This window comes from Streptomyces sp. NPDC050988, assembly GCF_044456225.1.
In the GTDB taxonomy this organism is placed as follows: domain Bacteria; phylum Actinomycetota; class Actinomycetes; order Streptomycetales; family Streptomycetaceae; genus Streptomyces.
The window spans coordinates 243,935-261,887 of the sequence record NZ_JBITFQ010000001.1 but is presented as its reverse complement, the minus strand read 5'-3'; the positions used below and the strand labels follow the sequence as shown (position 1 = coordinate 261,887).

13 protein-coding genes are annotated in these 17,953 nt (G+C 70.9%); 4 read left to right on the top strand and 9 right to left on the bottom strand.

Annotated features, from left to right (window positions below; genetic code table 11):
* Positions 1–64: 64 nt before the first annotated feature.
* The 6 genes from ACIBEI_RS01160 to ACIBEI_RS01135 all read right to left on the bottom strand — a co-directional run bounded on the left by ACIBEI_RS01160 (position 65) and on the right by ACIBEI_RS01135 (position 7,594).
* The gene (locus ACIBEI_RS01160) at positions 65–1,168 is read right to left on the bottom strand and encodes an XdhC family protein (protein ID WP_398883811.1); all 1,104 of its coding nucleotides are present in this window, start codon (positions 1,166–1,168) and stop codon (positions 65–67) included.
* Positions 1,161–2,339: a VWA domain-containing protein gene (locus tag ACIBEI_RS01155; protein ID WP_398883809.1), complete on the bottom strand. Its 1,179-nt coding sequence runs from the start codon at positions 2,337–2,339 to the stop codon at positions 1,161–1,163. The genes ACIBEI_RS01160 and ACIBEI_RS01155 overlap by 8 nt, the downstream gene beginning before the upstream one ends.
* 51 nt (positions 2,340–2,390) lie before the next feature.
* Positions 2,391–3,248 carry an AAA family ATPase gene (locus ACIBEI_RS01150; protein WP_398885039.1) on the bottom strand — a complete coding sequence of 286 codons (858 nt, stop codon included), beginning with the start codon at positions 3,246–3,248 and terminating at the stop codon, positions 2,391–2,393.
* 604 nt (positions 3,249–3,852) lie between these two features.
* Complete coding sequence (locus tag ACIBEI_RS01145; protein ID WP_398883807.1) at positions 3,853–4,713, bottom strand: FAD binding domain-containing protein; 861 nt, start codon at positions 4,711–4,713, stop codon at positions 3,853–3,855.
* Positions 4,710–7,091: a xanthine dehydrogenase family protein molybdopterin-binding subunit gene (locus ACIBEI_RS01140; RefSeq protein ID WP_398883805.1), complete on the bottom strand. Its 2,382-nt coding sequence runs from the start codon at positions 7,089–7,091 to the stop codon at positions 4,710–4,712. The genes ACIBEI_RS01145 and ACIBEI_RS01140 overlap by 4 nt, the downstream gene beginning before the upstream one ends.
* The gene (locus tag ACIBEI_RS01135) at positions 7,088–7,594 is read right to left on the bottom strand and encodes a (2Fe-2S)-binding protein (protein WP_398883803.1); all 507 of its coding nucleotides are present in this window, start codon (positions 7,592–7,594) and stop codon (positions 7,088–7,090) included. The genes ACIBEI_RS01140 and ACIBEI_RS01135 overlap by 4 nt, the downstream gene beginning before the upstream one ends.
* Positions 7,595–7,864: 270 nt before the next feature.
* Here ACIBEI_RS01135 and ACIBEI_RS01130 point away from each other — a divergent pair, with 270 nt between their 5' ends.
* Together ACIBEI_RS01130 and ACIBEI_RS01125 are read left to right on the top strand one after the other, a co-directional pair.
* On the top strand, positions 7,865–9,832 hold the full coding sequence (locus ACIBEI_RS01130; RefSeq protein WP_398883801.1) for a GTP-binding protein: 1,968 nt from the start codon (positions 7,865–7,867) through the stop codon (positions 9,830–9,832).
* Between the two features lie 98 nt (positions 9,833–9,930).
* Positions 9,931–11,790, top strand: a complete 1,860-nt coding sequence (locus ACIBEI_RS01125; protein WP_398883799.1) for a cellulase family glycosylhydrolase — start codon at positions 9,931–9,933, stop codon at positions 11,788–11,790.
* 122 nt (positions 11,791–11,912) lie between these two features.
* Here ACIBEI_RS01125 and ACIBEI_RS01120 read toward each other — a convergent pair whose 3' ends face one another.
* Positions 11,913–13,175 carry a YncE family protein gene (locus ACIBEI_RS01120; RefSeq protein WP_398883797.1) on the bottom strand — a complete coding sequence of 421 codons (1,263 nt, stop codon included), beginning with the start codon at positions 13,173–13,175 and terminating at the stop codon, positions 11,913–11,915.
* Between the two features lie 156 nt (positions 13,176–13,331).
* On the opposite strand from ACIBEI_RS01120, the gene ACIBEI_RS01115 reads away from it, so the two are divergent.
* Together ACIBEI_RS01115 and ACIBEI_RS01110 are read left to right on the top strand one after the other, a co-directional pair.
* Positions 13,332–13,994 carry a TetR/AcrR family transcriptional regulator gene (locus ACIBEI_RS01115; protein ID WP_398883796.1) on the top strand — a complete coding sequence of 221 codons (663 nt, stop codon included), beginning with the start codon at positions 13,332–13,334 and terminating at the stop codon, positions 13,992–13,994.
* Between the two features lie 200 nt (positions 13,995–14,194).
* Entirely contained in the window at positions 14,195–15,634 is a 1,440-nt protein-coding gene (locus ACIBEI_RS01110) for a M6 family metalloprotease domain-containing protein (RefSeq protein WP_398883794.1), read from the top strand.
* 63 nt (positions 15,635–15,697) lie between these two features.
* Here ACIBEI_RS01110 and ACIBEI_RS01105 read toward each other — a convergent pair whose 3' ends face one another.
* Together ACIBEI_RS01105 and ACIBEI_RS01100 are read right to left on the bottom strand one after the other, a co-directional pair.
* A complete protein-coding gene (locus ACIBEI_RS01105) occupies positions 15,698–16,948 on the bottom strand; it encodes a glycosyltransferase (RefSeq protein WP_398883792.1) in 1,251 nt (416 codons plus the stop codon).
* Positions 16,949–17,014: 66 nt separating this feature from the next.
* A complete protein-coding gene (locus ACIBEI_RS01100) occupies positions 17,015–17,899 on the bottom strand; it encodes a sigma-70 family RNA polymerase sigma factor (RefSeq protein ID WP_398883790.1) in 885 nt (294 codons plus the stop codon).
* Positions 17,900–17,953: the final 54 nt, after the last annotated feature.

Sequence of the window (17,953 nt, the reverse complement as noted above, 5' to 3'; positions counted from 1 at the left end):
CCGTGCGCCGCGTCCGTCCGGGAGCCACCGCGATCAGGGCGTCCGCCGACCGGGCGCGGGCCCGTCACTGTTCCCGCGGGTGGATCTCCCCGGCCGTCGCCGTCAGCGGGGCGCCGCTGCCGCCCCAGCGCAGGGCGACGATCTCGGCGGCGACGGACACGGCCACCTCCTCGGGTGTACGTGCTCCGAGGTCGAGGCCGACCGGCGAGCGCAGCCGGGCCAGTTCGGCCTCGCCGAGTCCGCCGTCGCGCAGCCGTTTCATCCGGTCGTCGTGCGTACGCCGACTGCCCATGGCCCCGATGTACGCGGCCGGCCGACGCAGCGCCTCCTCCAGGAGCGGCACGTCGAACTTGGGGTCGTGGGTGAGGACGCAAATCACCGTGCGTTCGTCGGTCGGGGTGGCGTGCAGATAGCGGTGCGGCCACTCGACGACGACCTCCACGCCCGCCGGGAAGCGCTTCGGGGTGGCGAAGACGGGCCGGGCGTCGCACACGGTCACCCGGTAGCCGAGGAAGGCGCCGATGCGGGCCACGGCAGCGGCGTAGTCGATCGCCCCGAAGACCAGCATGCGCGGCGGGGGAGCGAAGGAGTGCAGGAAGACCGTCACGGCGTCCTCGCGCCGCTCGCCGCGCGGGCCGTAGTGCCGCTGCCCCGTGGCGCCCAGGGCCAGCTCGCCCCGCGCGTCGGCGGTCACCGCCACATCCAGGCCCGTCGTGCCGAGGGTGCCCGACACCTCGTCCTCCCAGACGGCGAGGGTCGCGCCGCGCCGAGCAGGGCCGTCGATCACTGTCGCCACGGTCACCGGGCGGCCCGCGGCCACCGACTCCGCGACCGCCCCGAACGACGGATCGAGGCCGGCCGTGACGGGCCGTACGAGGAGGGTGATCTCCCCGCCGCAGGTCAGACCGACGGCGAACGCGTCCTCGTCGCTGTACCCGAAGGTTTCGAGCCGTGCCTCTCCGGACGCCACCACGTCCTGGGCCAGCTCGAACACGGCGCCCTCGACACAGCCGCCGGACACGCTGCCCACGACCTCGTCACCGGGACCGACGGCCATGGAGGCGCCCGGATCCCGTGGCGCGCTCCGGCTGACGGCGACGACCGTGGCGAGACCGAAGGGGGAACCCTCCGCGTACCACCGGCCGAGAGCCGGGAGGATCTCACGCATCGCCCGCTCCTCTCACCACCGCCGCCAGACGCTCCAGCGCGGCCAGGCTGTGTCCCTCGACGAATGAGTCAACGCTCGGCAGCGCCGCCGCCATACCGGCGGCCAGGGGCGCGTAGCCGGGACGGGCCTTGCGCGGATTGGCCCAGATCACCCGGTGCGCCAGCCGGTGCAAGCGTCGCATCTGGGCCGCGAGCAGCTCGGGATCGCCACGCTCCCAGCCGTCCGACAGCACGACGACCACCGCGCCGCGCGCCATACCGCGCTGCCCCCACCGGTCGAGGAAGCCCCGCAGCAGTTCGCCGAGCCGGGTGCCGCCGCGCCAGTCCGGCACGGCCGCGGCGACAGCGGCCATCGCGGCCTCGGGATCGTGGTGGCTCAGCTCACGGGTCACCCGGGTCAGCCGCGTACCGATCGTGAACACCTCCGTACGAGCCCGGCCGCCGTACGGCCCGGCATGCGCGGCGGCGTGCGCGAACCGCAGCAGCGCGTCCGCGTACGCGGCCATCGAGCCGCTGACGTCCACCAGCAGCACCACCCGGCGCGGTCGCTCGGCCCGGGCCCGCATCCGGGGCGGCGCGGGCTCGCCGCCCCGCCGCAGCACCTCCCGCACGGTGCGCCGCGGATCGACGACCCCGCGCCTGGCCGGCCGCAGCCGGGCGGTACGCCGGAACTCGCCCCGCAGCGCGAACGCGGCCAGCAGCCGCCGGAGTTGACCCCGCTCGGCTTCGGTGAGCCCGGCGAAGTCCCGGTGCCGCAGCACCTCGGCGGCGCTCGCGAGGACCGCCGTGGGTACGGCATCCCGCTCGCCCTCGACCTGTGCACGGGGAGCGGGCCCTGCATCCCGTACGGTCATCCGCAGCCGTGGCGGGGGAGCGGCCCGCATTCCCCGACCCTCGGACGCCGAGCCTCCGAAATAGGCCGCGAACACCCGGTCGTACCGCTCCAGATCGTCCCGGCTGCCGCACAGCGTGAGCCGCCCCGACCAGTACACGTCGGACCGCATCCCGGGCCGCAGTGCGTCGAGCGCGCCGAGGAACGCCTGTACGCGGTCGGGCCCCGCCTCGACCCCCGCGGCGCGCAGGGCACGGGCGAAGCAGACCAGGACGGCGGGCACGTCGACGGACGCCCCGGCGCGCTGCTCGACTCCGGCCTCGCCCTCTGTCCCGGTCACCTCACGCCCCGCTCCCCGCGCATCTCATGCGCCTCACACATCGCACTTGTCTCACGCGCCCCGCACCGCGAGCAGCGCCGCCAGATCGAGACCGCGGGCCCGTTCCAGATCCTCCCGGTACTTCAGCACCGACCCCAGCGTGGCCACCGCCAGCTCCGCGTCGACCTCCGTGGCGCCCAGCGCGTCCAGTGCCTCCGCCCAGTCGATCGTCTCCGCGACCCCCGGCGGCTTCATCAGATCCTCCCCGCGCAGCGCCTGTACGAGGCCGGTCACCTGCTCGGCGAGCCGTGCCGTCACACCTGGCAACCGCCTTCGTACGATGGCCAGTTCGCGGGCGAAGCCGGGATGGTCGAACCAGTGGTAGAGGCAGCGCCGCTTCAGCGCGTCGTGCACCTCACGGGTCCGGTTCGAGGTGAGGACCACGACGGGCGGCGACTCGGCGCGCAGGGTGCCGAGTTCGGGGACGGTGACCGTGTACTCAGAGAGCAGCTCCAGCAGGAACGCCTCGAACTCGTCGTCGGCACGGTCGATCTCGTCGACGAGCAGCACGCACGGCTGGGTCTCCAGGGCCCGCAGCAGCGGCCGGGCGACCAGGAACCGCCGCCCGTACAGTTCGCCTTCCAGGCGGTCCGCGTCGGTGACACCGGCCGCCTCGGCCGCCCGCAGATGCAGCAACTGGCGTGGGAAGTCCCAGTCGTACAGCGCCTGCGAGGCGTCGATGCCCTCGTAGCACTGGAGGCGGATCAGCGGAGCGTCCAGCGCGGCGGCCAGGGCCGACGCGAGCGAGGTCTTGCCCACACCCGCGTCGCCCTCGCAGAAGATCGGCCGACGCAGCCTCAGCGCGAGGAAACAGGCGACCGCCAGGCCGTCGTCGACGAGGTATCCGGTCTTCTCGAGCCGCTCCCGTATGTCGCCGGGCCCCTTCGACCGGGCGGTCCCGCCGCCGGGCAACAGGCCACCGCCTGAGTCGCCCAGGGACGCCTCAATGCCGCCCGAGCGCTCGCCGGACGCCCCGTCGGCGCCCAACCGACTGTCGGACAACTCGCCCGTGTCCGAGCCGGCGTCCGTGCCCGAGCCGGCCCCTGAGCCGGTGTCCGAGCCCGCGCCCGGCCCCGTGCCCGAGTCCCAGCCGGAGCTCGTGCCCGGCCCTGTCCCCGAGTCCGAGCCTGCCCATGAGCCCGCGTCCGAGCCCGAGTTCGTTTCCCAGCCGGAGCCGGAGCCGGAGCCGGAGCCGGAGCCGGAGCCGGAGCCGGAGCCGGAGCCGGAGCCTGGCCCCGGCCCCGTGCCCGCATCTCGCCCGCGCCCTGGCCGCGGCGATGACCCCGATCCCGATCCCGGCCCGGTGGCCGACTCGGCACCCGTGTCTGCACCCGACCCCGACCCCGACCCCGGCCCGGAACCCGAGCCTGCACCCGACTCCGCCGCTGGCCCCGGCCCCGATGATGATCCGGACTCCGACCCCGACTCCGACCAGGACCCTGACCCCGCCCCGTCCATGCGTGTGATCGGCTCCTCACCCCATCCCCGCGGCGGCCAGCACCGAGCGCCGCGTGAGCACCCGTGCCAGATGCGCCCGGTATTCGGGCGAGGCGGACGGATCGCCGGTCGGCCGGGTGCCCTCCGCCGCCGACCGAGCGGCCCCGGCCACACCGTCCGGACCGGCCCCCACCAGTGCCTCCTCGGTCGCCGAGGCCCGCAGCGGAGTGGACCCCATGTTGCTGAGACCGATCCGCGCCTCGGCGATGTGCCCGTTGTCGCGCCGCACCAGTGCCGCGACGCCGACCACGGCCCAGGCCTGCGCCACCCGGCTGAACTTCTCGTAGTGGAAGCCCCAGCCTTCGGTTTCGTCCGTCATCGGAAGCCGCACCTCGACCAGCAACTCGTCCGGCCGCAACGAGGTCTGGAGGTAGTCCACGAAGAACTCCCTTGCTGGGATGGTCCGTCGGCCCCCGGGCCCCGCCGCCACCAGTTCCGCGTCCAGCGCGAGTGCCACCGCGGGCAGATCACCCGCGGGATCGGCGTGGGCGAGCGAGCCGCCGAGGGTGCCCCGATGGCGGATCGCGGGGTCGGCGACCGTCGCCGTGGCCGCCGCGAGGAGGCCCGCGTGACGGCGTACCAGCGGATCCGCGAGGACGTCGTGGTGCGTGGTCAGCGCGCCGATGACGAGCGTGCCGCCGTCCTCACGCACCCCGCGCAGCCCGGGTATCCGGCCGACGTCCACGACCAGTTCGGGGAAGGTGAGCCGCAGGCGCAGCAGCGGGAGAAGGCTCTGCCCGCCCGCGAGTACCTTCGCGTCCTCACCCGCGTCGCCGAGCGTCCGTACGGCCTCGTCGACGCTCGTGGGCCTGACGTACTCGAATGCCGGAGGAATCATGACCGGGTCTCCTCCCTGGCCTGAGCGGACTGCAGGGCCTCCCAGACCCGCCCCGGCGAGCAGGGCATCGCGATGTCCCGGACGCCCAGCGGCCGGAGCGCGTCCGCGATCGCGTTGACGACGGCGGGTGTCGAGGCGATCGTGCCGGCCTCGCCAACTCCCTTCACCCCCAAGGGATTCGAGGTGGCGGGCGTCTCCGTGCGGCCGGTCGTGAACTCGGGCAGGTCCACCGCGGAGGGCACCAGATAGTCGGCCATCGTGCCCGAGACCAGGTTGCCCTCGTCGTCGTACACCGCCTCCTCGTACAGGGCCTGAGCGATGCCCTGGGCGAGCCCGCCGTGCACCTGTCCCTCGACGATCACGGGGTTGACGACCCGGCCGACGTCGTCGACGCAGACGTACGAACGGATCGACGTCCGCCCGGTCTCCGTGTCGACCTCGACCGCGCACAGGTGGGTGCCGTGCGGATAGGAGAAGTTGTCCGGGTCGACCAGGTGCTCGGCGTTGATGGTCGGTTCCATGCCGTCGGGCAGATCGTGCGAGGAGAACGTCTCGAAGGCGACCTCCTGGATCGTCTTGCGCGCCTCCGGCGACCCCTTCACGGAGAACGCGCCGTCCGTGAACTCCAGGTCGTGCTCGCTGGCCTCCAGCAGATGCGCGGCCACCTTCCGCGCCTTGTCGACCACCTTCTGGGCCGCGTGATGCACGGCCGAGCCTCCGACGACGAGCGAGCGCGACCCGTACGTGTCCATGCCCTGCGGCGCCGACCTGGTGTCGCCGTGCACGACCTCGACGTCCTCGAAGGGCACCCCGAGCACATCGGCGGCGATCTGGCTCCAGCAGGTCTCGTGCCCCTGCCCGTGCGGGCTGGTCCCGGTGACCACCTCGACCTTGCCGGTGGGCAGCATGCGGATGCTCGCCGCCTCCCAGCCGCCGGCCGCGTACCGCAGATCCCGCAGCACCCGGCTCGGCGCGAGCCCGCACATCTCGGTGTACGTGGACACACCGATCCCGAGCCGCACGGAGTCACCGCTCTCGTTCCGCTTGGCCTGCTCGGCGCGCAGCTCGTCGTACCCGAAGAGGGTGAGCGCCTTGTCCGTGGCGGCCTCGTAGTTGCCGCTGTCGTAGGTCAGTCCGGCGACCGACGTGTACGGGAACTCGTCGTGCCCGATCCAGTTCCGGCGCCGCAACTCCACCGGATCCAGGCTGAGTTCGACGGCCAGCTCGTCCATGATCCGCTCGATGGCGTATGTGGCCTCAGGGCGCCCGGCACCCCGGTACGCGTCCGTGGGCGTGCGCGTCGTGAAGACACCCGTGCACGTGAAGTCGTACGCGTCCATCTTGTAGATCGCCGGATACATGAAGGCGCCCAGGATCGGGATGCCCGGCGTGACGAGCATCAGATAGGCGCCCATGTCGGCGAGCAGGTCGACCTTGAGACCGAGCAGCCTGCCCTCGCGGGTGGCGGCGATCTCGATGTCCTGGACCTGACCGCGTCCGTGGTGGGTGGCGAGGAAGCCCTCGGAGCGGGACTCGGTCCACTTGACCGGCCGGCCGAGGCGCCGCGCGATGTCGAGGGCGATGACCTCCTCGCCGTACACCTGGAGCTTGGAGCCGAAGCCGCCGCCGACGTCGGGGGCGACCACGCGCAGTTTGTGCTCGGGGACTCCGGTGACCATGGAGAGCATCACGCGCAGGACGTGCGGGACCTGGGTCGCCGAGTACACCGTGTACTCGCCGGACGCGGCGAGCGGGGTGACGACCACCGCGCGGGGTTCCATGGCGTTGGGGATGAGCCGCTGCTGGAGATAGCGGCGGCGCACGACGACGTCGGCGCGCTGTTTGACCGTCTCGTAGTTCTCGCCCGTGGCCAGCGGCCAGACGTAACAGCGGTTGGTTCCCTTGTCCGAGTGGACCAGCGGCGCGTCGTCGGCGAGGGCGGCCTCCAGGTCGAGCACCGGGGGCAGGGGCTCGTAGTCGACCTCGATCGCTTCGAGCGCGTCTGCGGCCGCGTACCGGTCGCGGGCCACGACCACCGCCACCGGGTCACCGGCGTACCGCACCTCGTCGACCGCGACGGACGGGTGGTCCGGCAGCACGATGTCTTCGGTCACCGGCCAGGCGCACGGCAGCGAGGCCGTGCCCTCCGCGAGGTCGCGGCCGGTGAACGCGGCGATGACACCGGGACGTTCGAGCGCGGGCGTCACGTCGACACGGTCGATGCGGGCGTGCGCCATCGGGCTGCGCAGGATGGCCAGATGCAGCAGTCCGTTGACGCTGATGTTGTCGGTCCAGTTCGTCTGACCGGTGATCAGCCGGGCGTCCTCCTTGCGAGCACGGGACCGGCCGACCTCGCGCTCGGTGATCTGCTCGCTCATGTCCTCGCCTCCTGGCCGGAAGCCGCGGAGGCCACATCCGCCTCGGGGGCCCCGGAAGCGGCCAGCACCGCGCGCACGATGTTCTGATAGCCCGTGCACCGGCAGAGATTGCCTTCCAGCGCATGCCGTACGTCGTCCGCGCTCGGCTGTGGATTCTCGCGGAGCAGATCACGCGCGGCCATGATCATCCCTGGTGTGCAGTACCCGCACTGCAGGGCGTGCCGCTCGTGGAACGCCCTCTGCAAGGGGTGCCACTCCCCGTTCGTGGCCAGCCCCTGGACGGTGGTCACTTCGCTCCCGTCGGCCTGGACCGTGAGCACGGAGCAGCTCTTGACGGTCTCGCCGTCCAGGTCGACCGTGCAGGCCCCGCAGTTGGAGGTGTCGCAGCCAATCGGGGTGCCGGTCAGACCCAGCCGGTCACGCAGATAGTGGATCAGCAGAAGACGGGGTTCCACCTCGTCCTCGTACGTCGTGCCGTCCACCTTCACCGAGATACGGGTCATGTGCCCTCCCAGGGAACCGTGCGAGGGAAATCAGCCACCGGACGTGATGGGCGTCACTCTAGGACCGCGTCCGGGGAGGGGCGAGTGCCGCGACAGGCTTTGTTGAGCGTTAATCCGTTGCTCGCGGATGCCAGGGCCTGATGGACTGAAAGGGATCAGCCGCGAGGCAGGGACCAGGCACAGTCGACCGGAGTCAAGGAGCAGCAATGCGCGCACCGTTCATGTCCACCCAGGAAGGAATCCCTCTCACTTCAAAGGACATGACAAGCGGTGCACACGCTGAACCTTGGAATTCTGGCGCACGTAGACGCCGGTAAGACCAGCCTGACCGAGCGGCTGCTGCACACCGTCGGAGTCATCGACGAGATCGGCAGCGTCGACGACGGCAGCACCCAGACCGACTCCCTCGCACTGGAACGACAGCGAGGCATCACCATCAAGTCGGCCGTCGTCTCGTTCGAGATCGACGACATCACGGTCAATCTGATCGACACACCCGGCCACCCGGACTTCATCGCCGAGGTGGAGCGGGTGCTGAGCGTGCTCGACGGCGCGGTGCTCGTGGTCTCGGCCGTGGAGGGCGTCCAGGCGCAGACGCGTGTCCTGATGCGGACGCTGCGGCGGCTGCGTGTTCCCACGCTCGTCTTCGTCAACAAGATCGACCGGCGCGGCGCACGGGACGAGGCCGTGCTGCGGGCCGTCACCGAGCGCCTCACCCCGGCCGTGGTCCCGATGGGCCGGACCGTCGGACAGGGCACGCCCGGGGCGCGTTTCGTTCCGGGGATCGCCCCGGACGCGCTCGACGTGCTGGCCGACCACGACGACCGGCTGCTCACCGCGTACGTCGAGGGCGAAGTGCCGGACGCTCTGCTCAGCGCGGCACTCGCGGACCAGACCGGACAGGCACTCGTGCACCCGGTGTTCTTCGGCTCCGCCATGACGGGCGCGGGCGTGGACGAGCTGATCACCGGCATCAGAGACCTGCTCCCCGTCGGCGCGAGCGACACCGAAGGACAGGTCTCCGGCACGGTGTTCAAGGTCGAGCGGGGCCGGGCGGGGGAGCGGGTCGCGTACGCGCGGATGTTCTCCGGCGCCCTCCGCACCCGGGACCGGGTGACCTTCGGGGACGACAAGGAAGGCAAGGTCACCGCGGTCCGTGTCTTCGAACGCGGCTCGGACGCCCGGGACGGCCTGCTGTCCGCCGGCCGGATCGGCAAGCTGTGGGGCCTCGACGGCATCAGGATCGGCGACAGCATCGGTGCGCCGCGCCCGTCGTACGAGCACTTCTTCGCTCCGCCGACCCTCGAAACCGTCGTCGTGCCGAGCCGTCCCGCGGACAAGGGCGCCCTGCACACCGCACTCACCCAGCTCGCCGAGCAGGATCCGCTGATCAACCTGCGTCTGGACGAGACGCGTCGGGAGATCTCCGTGTCCCTCTACGGCGAGGTGCAGAAGGAGGTCGTCCAGGCGACCCTGGCCGACGAGTTCGGCCTCGACGTCGGCTTCCGCGAGACGACGACGATCTGTGTCGAGCGGCCCGTCGGCAGCGGCTCGGCGGTCGAGTTCAACGGCAAGGAACCCAACCCGTTCCTCGCCACGGTCGGGGTGCGCGTCGATCCGGCTCCGGTCGGCTCCGGTGTGGAGTTCCGGCTGGAGGTCGAGCTGGGGTCGATGCCGTACGCCTTCTTCAAGGCCGTCGAGGACACGGTGAGGGAGACCCTGGACCAGGGAATCCACGGCTGGCGGATCCCCGACTGCACGGTCACCATGACGCACTCCGGCTACTCGCCCCGGCAGAGCCACGCGCACCAGGGCTTCGACAAGAGCATGTCGAGCACGGGAGCGGACTTCCGCGGCCTCACCCCGCTCGTCCTGATGGACGCGCTGCGAGAGGCCGGCAGCCAGGTGTACGAGCCGATGCACCGATTCCGCCTGGAGGCTCCGGTGGACTCGTTGGGTGCCCTGCTCCCGGTCCTCGCCGGGCTGCGGGCGGTGCCCCGGACGACGGAGACACGGGGCACGTCATGTGTGCTGGAGGGCGCGATCCCCGCGGCCCAGGTGCACGGCCTTGAGCAACAGCTACCGGGTCTGACCAGCGGAGAAGGCGAACTGGAGGCGGCGTTCGACCACTACGCGCCGCTCGCGCGAGGCACGGTCCGAGAGCGGCCGCGTACCGATCACAACCCGCTCAACCGCAAGGAGTACCTGCTGAACGTGACGCGGCGAATCGGCGGGTGATCGGCGGGTGACCTACACAACTCCATTCCGGAAAAGGTGACTTACTCTCAAGTCAGGAGTCTTGACGGGCCGAAGAGGCACCCGCGACTGTTGTGCACATGTCGAAGTTGCGTGCGCATCTGCTCGGCGTCCTCGTACTCCTGACCGGTCTCCTGACGACCACCGGAGCTCAGCCCGCCTCAGCCCTCCCCGACGATCTGTGGTTCGACCCGGCCGCCGCCGAGACCCTCACGGTCCAGAACGGCCGCTTCACCGACGGCCTCGGCCGCGAGGTCGTGCTGCGCGGCTACAACGTCTCCGGCGAGACGAAACTCAAGGAGAACAACGGCCTTCCCTTCGCCTCGGTCGCGGACGCCAAGAAGTCCGCGACCGCGCTCCGGGCGCTCGGCGGCGGCAACTCCGTCCGCTTCCTGCTCTCCTGGGTGTACGCGGAGCCCGTGCGCGGCCAGGTGGACTCGGCCTATCTGGCGGCAGCCACCGCCCAGATACGCGCGTTCCTGGACGCCGGCATCCGCGTGTACCCCGACTTCCACCAGGACCTCTACTCCCGCTGGCTGTTCGACTCGGACAGCTGGTACACCGGAGACGGCGCCCCCAAGTGGGCCGTCGACCTCGGTGACTACCCGGACGAGTACTGCGGCATCTGCCCGTTCTGGGGCCAGAACATCACCTCCAACGCGGCCGTGACACAGGCCACTTACGACTTCTGGCACAACGAGTACGGCCTTCAGGACGCCTTCCTCGACACCGCCCAGAAGACGATGGCGTACGTGAAGCAGAACCTCACCCCGACCCAGTTCGCGGGCGTCGTCGGCTTCGACCCGTGGAACGAGCCGCACGCCGGCACCTACGACTCGGGCCAGACCAGCCGGGCGTGGGAGAAGGACGTCCTGTGGCCGTTCTACGTCAAGTTCCGCGCCCGGATGGACGCGGCGGGCTGGCAGTCCAAGCCGGCCTTCGTCGAGCCGAACCTCTTCTGGAACGCCAACATCGACTTCCAGAAGCAGGAGGGCGGACTGCTCGACTCGACCCTCGGGTCGCGCTACGTCTTCAACACCCACTTCTACGACCAGAAGGCCATCTCCGGCGTCTTCATGTGGGGCAAGGCGGAGGACGGCCAGTACGTCGGCGACTTCGGCACCGTCCGCGACCGGGCCACGGCCACCGGGACGACGGCGATCATCAGCGAGTTCGGGCACCCGCTCACCGGCTCCGTCTCCGACAAGGCGCCGACGGTCTACAAGGCGATGTACCAGGCCCTCGACTCCCGTGTGAAGGGCGCCAACTGGTGGGCGAACCCCGCGAGTTCGGGTCCCGTCCTGTCCGGCTCCCAGTGGCAGTGGGACATCTACAACGGCCGCCACCACGAGCTGATGAACGACAACCCGAACGAGGTCCAGACCGAGGGTGACGCCTGGAACGACGAGGACCTGTCCGCGGTACGACTCGACGACTCCGGCAAGGCCGTACTGCGCCAGGACGCGCGGATGCTCGACCGCGTCTACCCCAGCGCCACGGCGGGCCGCTCGCTCGCCTTCACCTACGAGGACCGCTCACGGGACGGCTCCACGACGCTGACGTGGAACCCGGTGCCGAGTTCCCTGCCGAACGTCGCCCAGCTGGTGGGCTCGGGGCAGTACGCGCTGCAGGTCTGGCGCTCCGACGGCAGTGCCGAGCCGACGGAACTGCATCTTCCGGCGTCCTTCCCGAACGCGTCGACCACGGTGGTCTCCGACCTCGGGACGGTGTTCGGTCCGCCCGCGTACACCCGCACCACTCCGATCGCCACGGCTGCCGAGCCGGGTGGCACCGGTAGTCGGCGGCTGCTCCTCACCGCTGCCGACTCGGGCACGCTGCACTATGCCCTGGTCACCAACGGTGCGACCGCCCCGTCTGCCGCGGTGCTGAGCGCGGCGCGTTCGGAGCTGGCTTCCTGGACGGCGTCCGAGTTCAACTAGAGGCTCTGCCGGCGGGTGTTCCGTCCGCCGACTCGTCGTGGCTGGCCGCGCTCAGGCGGCGGAGCCGCAGAATGTCACAGCCCCGCGCCCCCAAGGGGCGCGGGGAAGGCGGGCGGAGCAGGTCAGTCGGCGGTCGTCCCCGTCCAGTCGGCCGGGACGTGGGCCAGTCGGACACGCTGCGGGTGGTCGCCGACCGGCACGGACACCGTCTTCTTGCCCGTGTTGAAGTCGATCGCCGTGACCTGGTCGGCGCCGCTCTCGGAGACCACGCAGGACTTGCCGTCACCGCTGACGGTCGCCCAGTAGGGCTTGGAGACGGTGACGAGCGGGCCCTCCTGGAGGGTGGCGCGGTCGACCACGGTCGCGTAGTCGTCCATCGTGCCCGCGACGCACAGCTTGGTGCCGTCGGGCTTCATCGAGATCCCGTGGTGGCGCGAGTCGTTGACCCAGGTGGTGCGGTCGGTGCTGGTCGAGGGGTTCATCGGCAGAGTCTTGGTGCGGGTGATCCGGTCCGTGGCGATGTCGTACTCGAAGAAGCCGTTGAAGAACGACACCTGGAAGTAGAGCTTCGACTCGTCCGGGCTGAAGGCCGCCGGGCGGACCGCGTCGGAGTAGTCGGTGAGGCCGATCGCGTCGAGCCGCTCCCGCATGTCGATGACCTTCACCTGCTTGAACGTGGTCGCGTCGACGACCGTGATCTTGCGGTCGCCCTTCGTCCAGTCCAGCCAGGGGGCGTCGGTCGCGGTGTTGACGTCGCCGATCGCCATGTTCCAGATCTGCTTGCCGTCGCTGGTGAAGATGTTCTCGTGCGGCTTGTCACCCGTGGCGAACGAGCCCGCCTGTTTGCCCGTGTTGATGTCCAGCACGTGCACGGTGTTGGAGGTGGAGGCCGAGACGGCGACCCGGGTGCCGTCGGGGGAGACCGCCATGTGGTCGGCGCGGAAGCCCGACACGGGGAAGCGCCAGTTGATGTCGCCCGAGGCGAGGTCGATCGAGACCACGTCGGCGAAGCTCGGCCGGGAGACCACCATCGACCTGCCGTCGGGGGTGGAGTACATGTCGTCGACGAACTGGTCGTGACCCTCGCCCACGCTGTTGCGGATGGTCATGAAGGCGATCCACTTGATCGGGTCGGCGTTGATCTCCGCCATCCGCGCGTCCCTGTCCGGGATGACGTTGATCCGGCCGACCTTCGCGAAGTCGCCGCCGGACTTGATGACGTCGGCGGTGCCGTCCCAGTTGTTGCCGACGAACATCACCTCCCGCAGATCCGCGGAGGCGGTCGAGGCGCCGGTCGCGGCGCTGGTCGCGGCGGCCGGTGCGGTGACGGTCAGGACGAGGGCGGCCGCGATGGACCACGCGTGCCGGGCTCTGAGGGCAGACATGACCGATCTCTCCTATGTGTGGGGAGCATGACAAGGTCGAGAATCTGAAAACGCGTACGTTCAGATTGGACTTACTGGAAAGTAAGGAGAGGGGACCGCTCTCCACAAGACTCCGGACAGGACAAGATTGGCCATCGGGCCGATCAGGGAGGTTCAGTGGCGGGCAGGCTCAGAGCGCCGACCGGCCGTTACGGCGGCAAGACCGCCGAGGAACGGAAGTCCGAGCGTCGCCGGAGATTCCTGGACGCCGGACTGCAGCTGTTCGGGGACGCCCCCGGCTACCGCGCCACGACGGTCTCCGCCCTGAGCGAGGCCGCCGGCCTGTCCACCCGTCAGTTCTACGAGGAGTTCCGCACCCTCGAAGACGTCCTGGCCGCCCTCCACCTCCAGGTCAACGACTGGGCCGAGGAGGCCGCCCTGACCGGCCTCGCCGAGGCGGACGGACTGCCGATCGAGGGACGCGCCACGGCCGCCTTCCGCGCCTACGCCGCCAACGTCACCGGCGATCCGCGCCGCCTGCGCATCACCTTCGTCGAGATCATCGGCGTGAGCCCGCGCCTTGAACGGCAGCGGCTGGCCCGCCGCTCCCGCTGGGTCGACTTCATCTGCGCCGAGGCCACGGCCGCCGCGGACCGGGGCGAAGCGGCGCCCCGCGACTACCGGGTCGCCGCGGCCGCGTTCATCGGCGGCGTCAACGGACTGCTGCACGACTGGAGTTCGGGCTGGGTCGACGCGAGCCTCGACGAGGTCGTGGACGAACTGGTCGGGCTGCTGCTGGGGATTCTGCGACCGGCGGGGTGGCGGCCGGAGGGTGCGTAGGTTCCGGTGGGGGAGCGGGCGGAGGGCCCGGGAGTTCCGCTTCCGGGCATCAAGTTCCGCCCTGCGGCCGGACATTGACAGGGAACCCGCCCCCAACTATGAGAAAGCGTACGGTCTTCGTGTGGCGCCTTCGAATGGCCGGATTCTTCTGGATCCTCCGTGTCCGGCAAGAGGGGCTCGTCCGCTGAAGGGGGTGCCTGATGCGTCATACGCTCAGCCCTGTACGACCAGTTCACGACTGTTCCGCCGCCTGTCCGGTGCCGCTGTCGCCCCAGGCCCTGGCGCAGCTGTACGCCCGCTATCTCGAACTGCTCAAGCAACGCCGCCTACCCGGCAGCATGACGTTCGAGGAGTACTACACCGTCTGGCGCGCGGGACGACGGGGCGAGAACCTCGTCGGCCTCGACGACGGAGCCCTCGACCCGGGCCCCAGCACCGACAAGCAGCTCATCACCCGGCCGTCGTCCCAACTCCGGGGAACCATCAGGACGTTGGTGCTGCTCGTCGACTTTCCCGACCAGCCGCACGAGGTCGACCACGGCCCCGGCCACTACGACAGCATGCTCTTCGGCCTCGACGAGTTCCCGACCGGCAGCATGCGCTCGTTCTACCGCGACGTCAGCGCCTTCGACACGTCACCGAGTACCGGCATCGACGTCCAGGGCGAGGTGCACGGCTGGTTCCGGATGCCGCAGCCGCTCTCCTTCTACGCCGACGGCAACTCCGGCATGAACGCCAACTTCCCACGCAACTCACAGGGGTTGGCGCGTGACGCCGTACTGGCGGCCCGCGACGCCGGAGTCGACTTCACCTCCTTCGACGCGCTCGACGAAGGAGTTGTCACCGCCCTGTTCGTCATCCACGCCGGACGCGGCGCCGAGCAGACGACCCAGCGCGGCGACCTGTGGAGCCTCAAGTGGACGATCCCCGGGGGCGTCGACGTCGGTCCGGGCCTGTCCGCGCGTACCTTCCTGACCGTCCCCGAGGACAGTGCCGTCGGCGTCTGCGCCCATGAGTGGGGCCACCTCGCGGCGCGCTGGGCCGACTACTACGACACCGGGCAGCAGCAGCTGACCCGCTCGGCCGGGCTCGGCAACTACTGCCTGATGGCGGGCGGTTCATGGGGCAACGGCGGGCTGACCCCGGTCTTCCCGACCGCCATGCTGCGCATGTTCCACGGCTGGATCGAGCCCCAGGTGGTGAACAAGACCACCCGGGACATCAGGCTGCGGCCCGCGGCGGAGGACGGCGAGGCGGTGTTCATCCAGAACCCCGCGACCATGTCCGACAGCCAGTACATACTCGTCGAGTATCGTCGCCGTCGCGGCCAGGACGCCTTCCTGCCCGACGAGGGGATCGCCGTCTACGTCGTCGACGAATCGATCGACAACGTCAACGACGAACAGAACCTGGCCATCGAACTCCTCCAGGCGGACGGCCGCGGCGACCTCTCCCGGATGTTCGGCCGGGGCAACCGCGGTGACAGCGACGACCTGTACCCGTTCAAGGACAACACCACGGTCGGCGAGAAGACGGTTCCGGCGCTGAACCTGCCCCAGGGCACCTGGACGGGGGTCACCATCGAGACGGTGGGCACACCCGGGGCCGACGAGATGACGGTGCACGTCACCGTGGGGTAGGGGGCTGTCGCCGGGCCGCGGCGCCCTGACCTGTGGAGAAGGGCGCCGGCGGCTCACGGTGCTTCAGTTTCCTCCGGCCAGCCGGTCCATGGCGGCGAGGACGGGACCCACCCCGTCCTCGTCCCGGAGTCGGTCGGCCAGCGCCTTCGCGCGGCGCGCGTACACGGGCTCGGTGACGGCACGCGCCACGGCACCGCCGAGCGACTCGGCACCGAGCCTGCGCAGCGGAACGGCCTCCGGAGCCACTCCGAGCGCGACGAGCCGGGCGGCCCAGAACGCCTCGTCGAACTGGATCGGTACGGGCACGGCAGGCACCCCGGCGCGCAGGGCCGCGGCGGTCGTGCCCGCACCCGCGTGATGGATCACCGCGGCCATCCTCGGGAAGAGCGCCGCGTGCGGGACCTCGTCCACGGTGAACATGTCGTCCCCGGTGGCCTCCAGCCCGGCCCAGCCGCGCTGCACGACGCCACGCACCCCGGCCGCGCGCAGGGCCCGTACGACCTCCTCGCTCAACCGCTCGGGATTCGGCACGGTCGCGCTGCCGAGACCGAAGTAGACCGGAGGAGCCCCGGCGTCCAGGAAGTCCCGCAGCCTGTCCGGGAGTTGGGCGTCGCGGTCGTACGGCCACCAGTACCCGGCGATGCCGAGCCCTGGCCGCCAGTCGCGCGGCCGGGGCACCACCAGTGGGCTGAAGCCGTGCTGGACCGGCCAGTCCTGCCGCTCACGGGCACGCCGGGCGGCCCGCGAACCGAGCGGCGGCAGCCCGAGCCGGGCCCGCAGCGACCGTGTGGTGTCGGCGAAGATGCGCTCGACGGCGACATTGACGGCCCGCCCCGCGAGCCGGTTCCCGGCCGGCCCCAGGGAGCGGGTGCCGATCACCGGGGGCGCGAACTCCCCCGTGGGAGCGAGGGGTTGGAGATAGACACCCATGCTCGGCAGCGCGTGCCCCTCGGCGATGGCATGACCGAGGGGCCCCAGCGAACTCGACAGCAGCAGCACATCGGCGGCTCCGGCGGCGGCCACCAGATCGTCGGCCATCCGCCCCACCAGCGACCTGGCCATCTCGACGACCCGGGCCAGCTTCCCGATCCCGGTGACACTGCGATGCAGCGCGAGCCCGCGTACGGACTCCAGTTCCGCCCGCGGATCCACGGGCAGCGGATGAAACCCCACCCCGGCGGCCGCCACCAGCGGTTCGAAGCACGCGTGCGTCACCACGGTGACCTCGTGCCCACCCCGCGCCAGCCCGTGCCCAAGTCCCGTGTACGGCGCGGCGTCGCCCCGCGACCCGGCCGTCATGATCGCTACACGCATGACGGCCAGTATGCGGCGCGTGCCGTACGGGTCATAGGGACCGCACACCGACGCGCCGCACCGCCGTCAGCCGTCGAGCACCGCGAGCTCCAGTTCGTCGAGGCGATCGGGGTCCGCGACGACGTCGATCCTGGTGATCAGGTCGTCCGTGATCGTGAAGGCGAGCACCAGGAAGAGTCGCCCGTGCGGAGCCATCGCGAGTCCGACCGAACCGTTCACCAGTGCGGGACCGGTGAACCGGGCCCGGCCCGTGGCGGCCATCGCGCCCTTGGCGACCGGGTGCGCACCGCTCACCACGACGGGTTCGGGCGTCGGGATGACCGACCTGTCGGCGTGCAGCACCACGTCGGGGTGGAGCAGGGCGACCAGTGCGTCGAAGTTCCCGCCGCGGGTGGCGGCCAGGAAGGCGTCCACGACGCGGCGCCGACGGGCCAGATCGGCCTCGGGCAGCGGCGAGGCCCCCTTGACCCGGCGCCTGGCACGGCTCGCTAGCTGTCTCACTGCGGCCGGAGAACGCTCCAGCATCGGGCCGATCTCGTCGAAGGGCACGGCGAACATGTCGTGCAGAACGAAGGAGAGCCGCTCGGCAGGGGACAGCGTGTCCAGCACGACCAGCAGGGCCACCCCGACCGAGTCGGCCAGCAGAGCCTCCTCCTCGGGATCGCGCCCATCGTCCTGGCCGCGCGCCGGAACGGTCACCTGCGCTTCGAGCGACTCCTCACGGCGGTGCTCCCGCGAGCGCAACATGTTGAGGCACACCCGCGCCACCACGGTCGTCAGCCACCCGCCGATGTTCTCCACGCCGTCGGTGTCGGCGCGACCCACCCGCAGCCAGGCGTCCTGAAGAGCGTCGTCGGCCTCACTCGCGGAACCGAGCATCCGGTACGCCATCGCATGCAGACGGGCCCGGTGCTCTTCGAAACCCTCGGTCAGCCAGTCGAGCTCGCTCACGTGTCACATTCCTTCGTCGGCCGGGGTCATGGCAGTAGATCCACAGAAAACCCA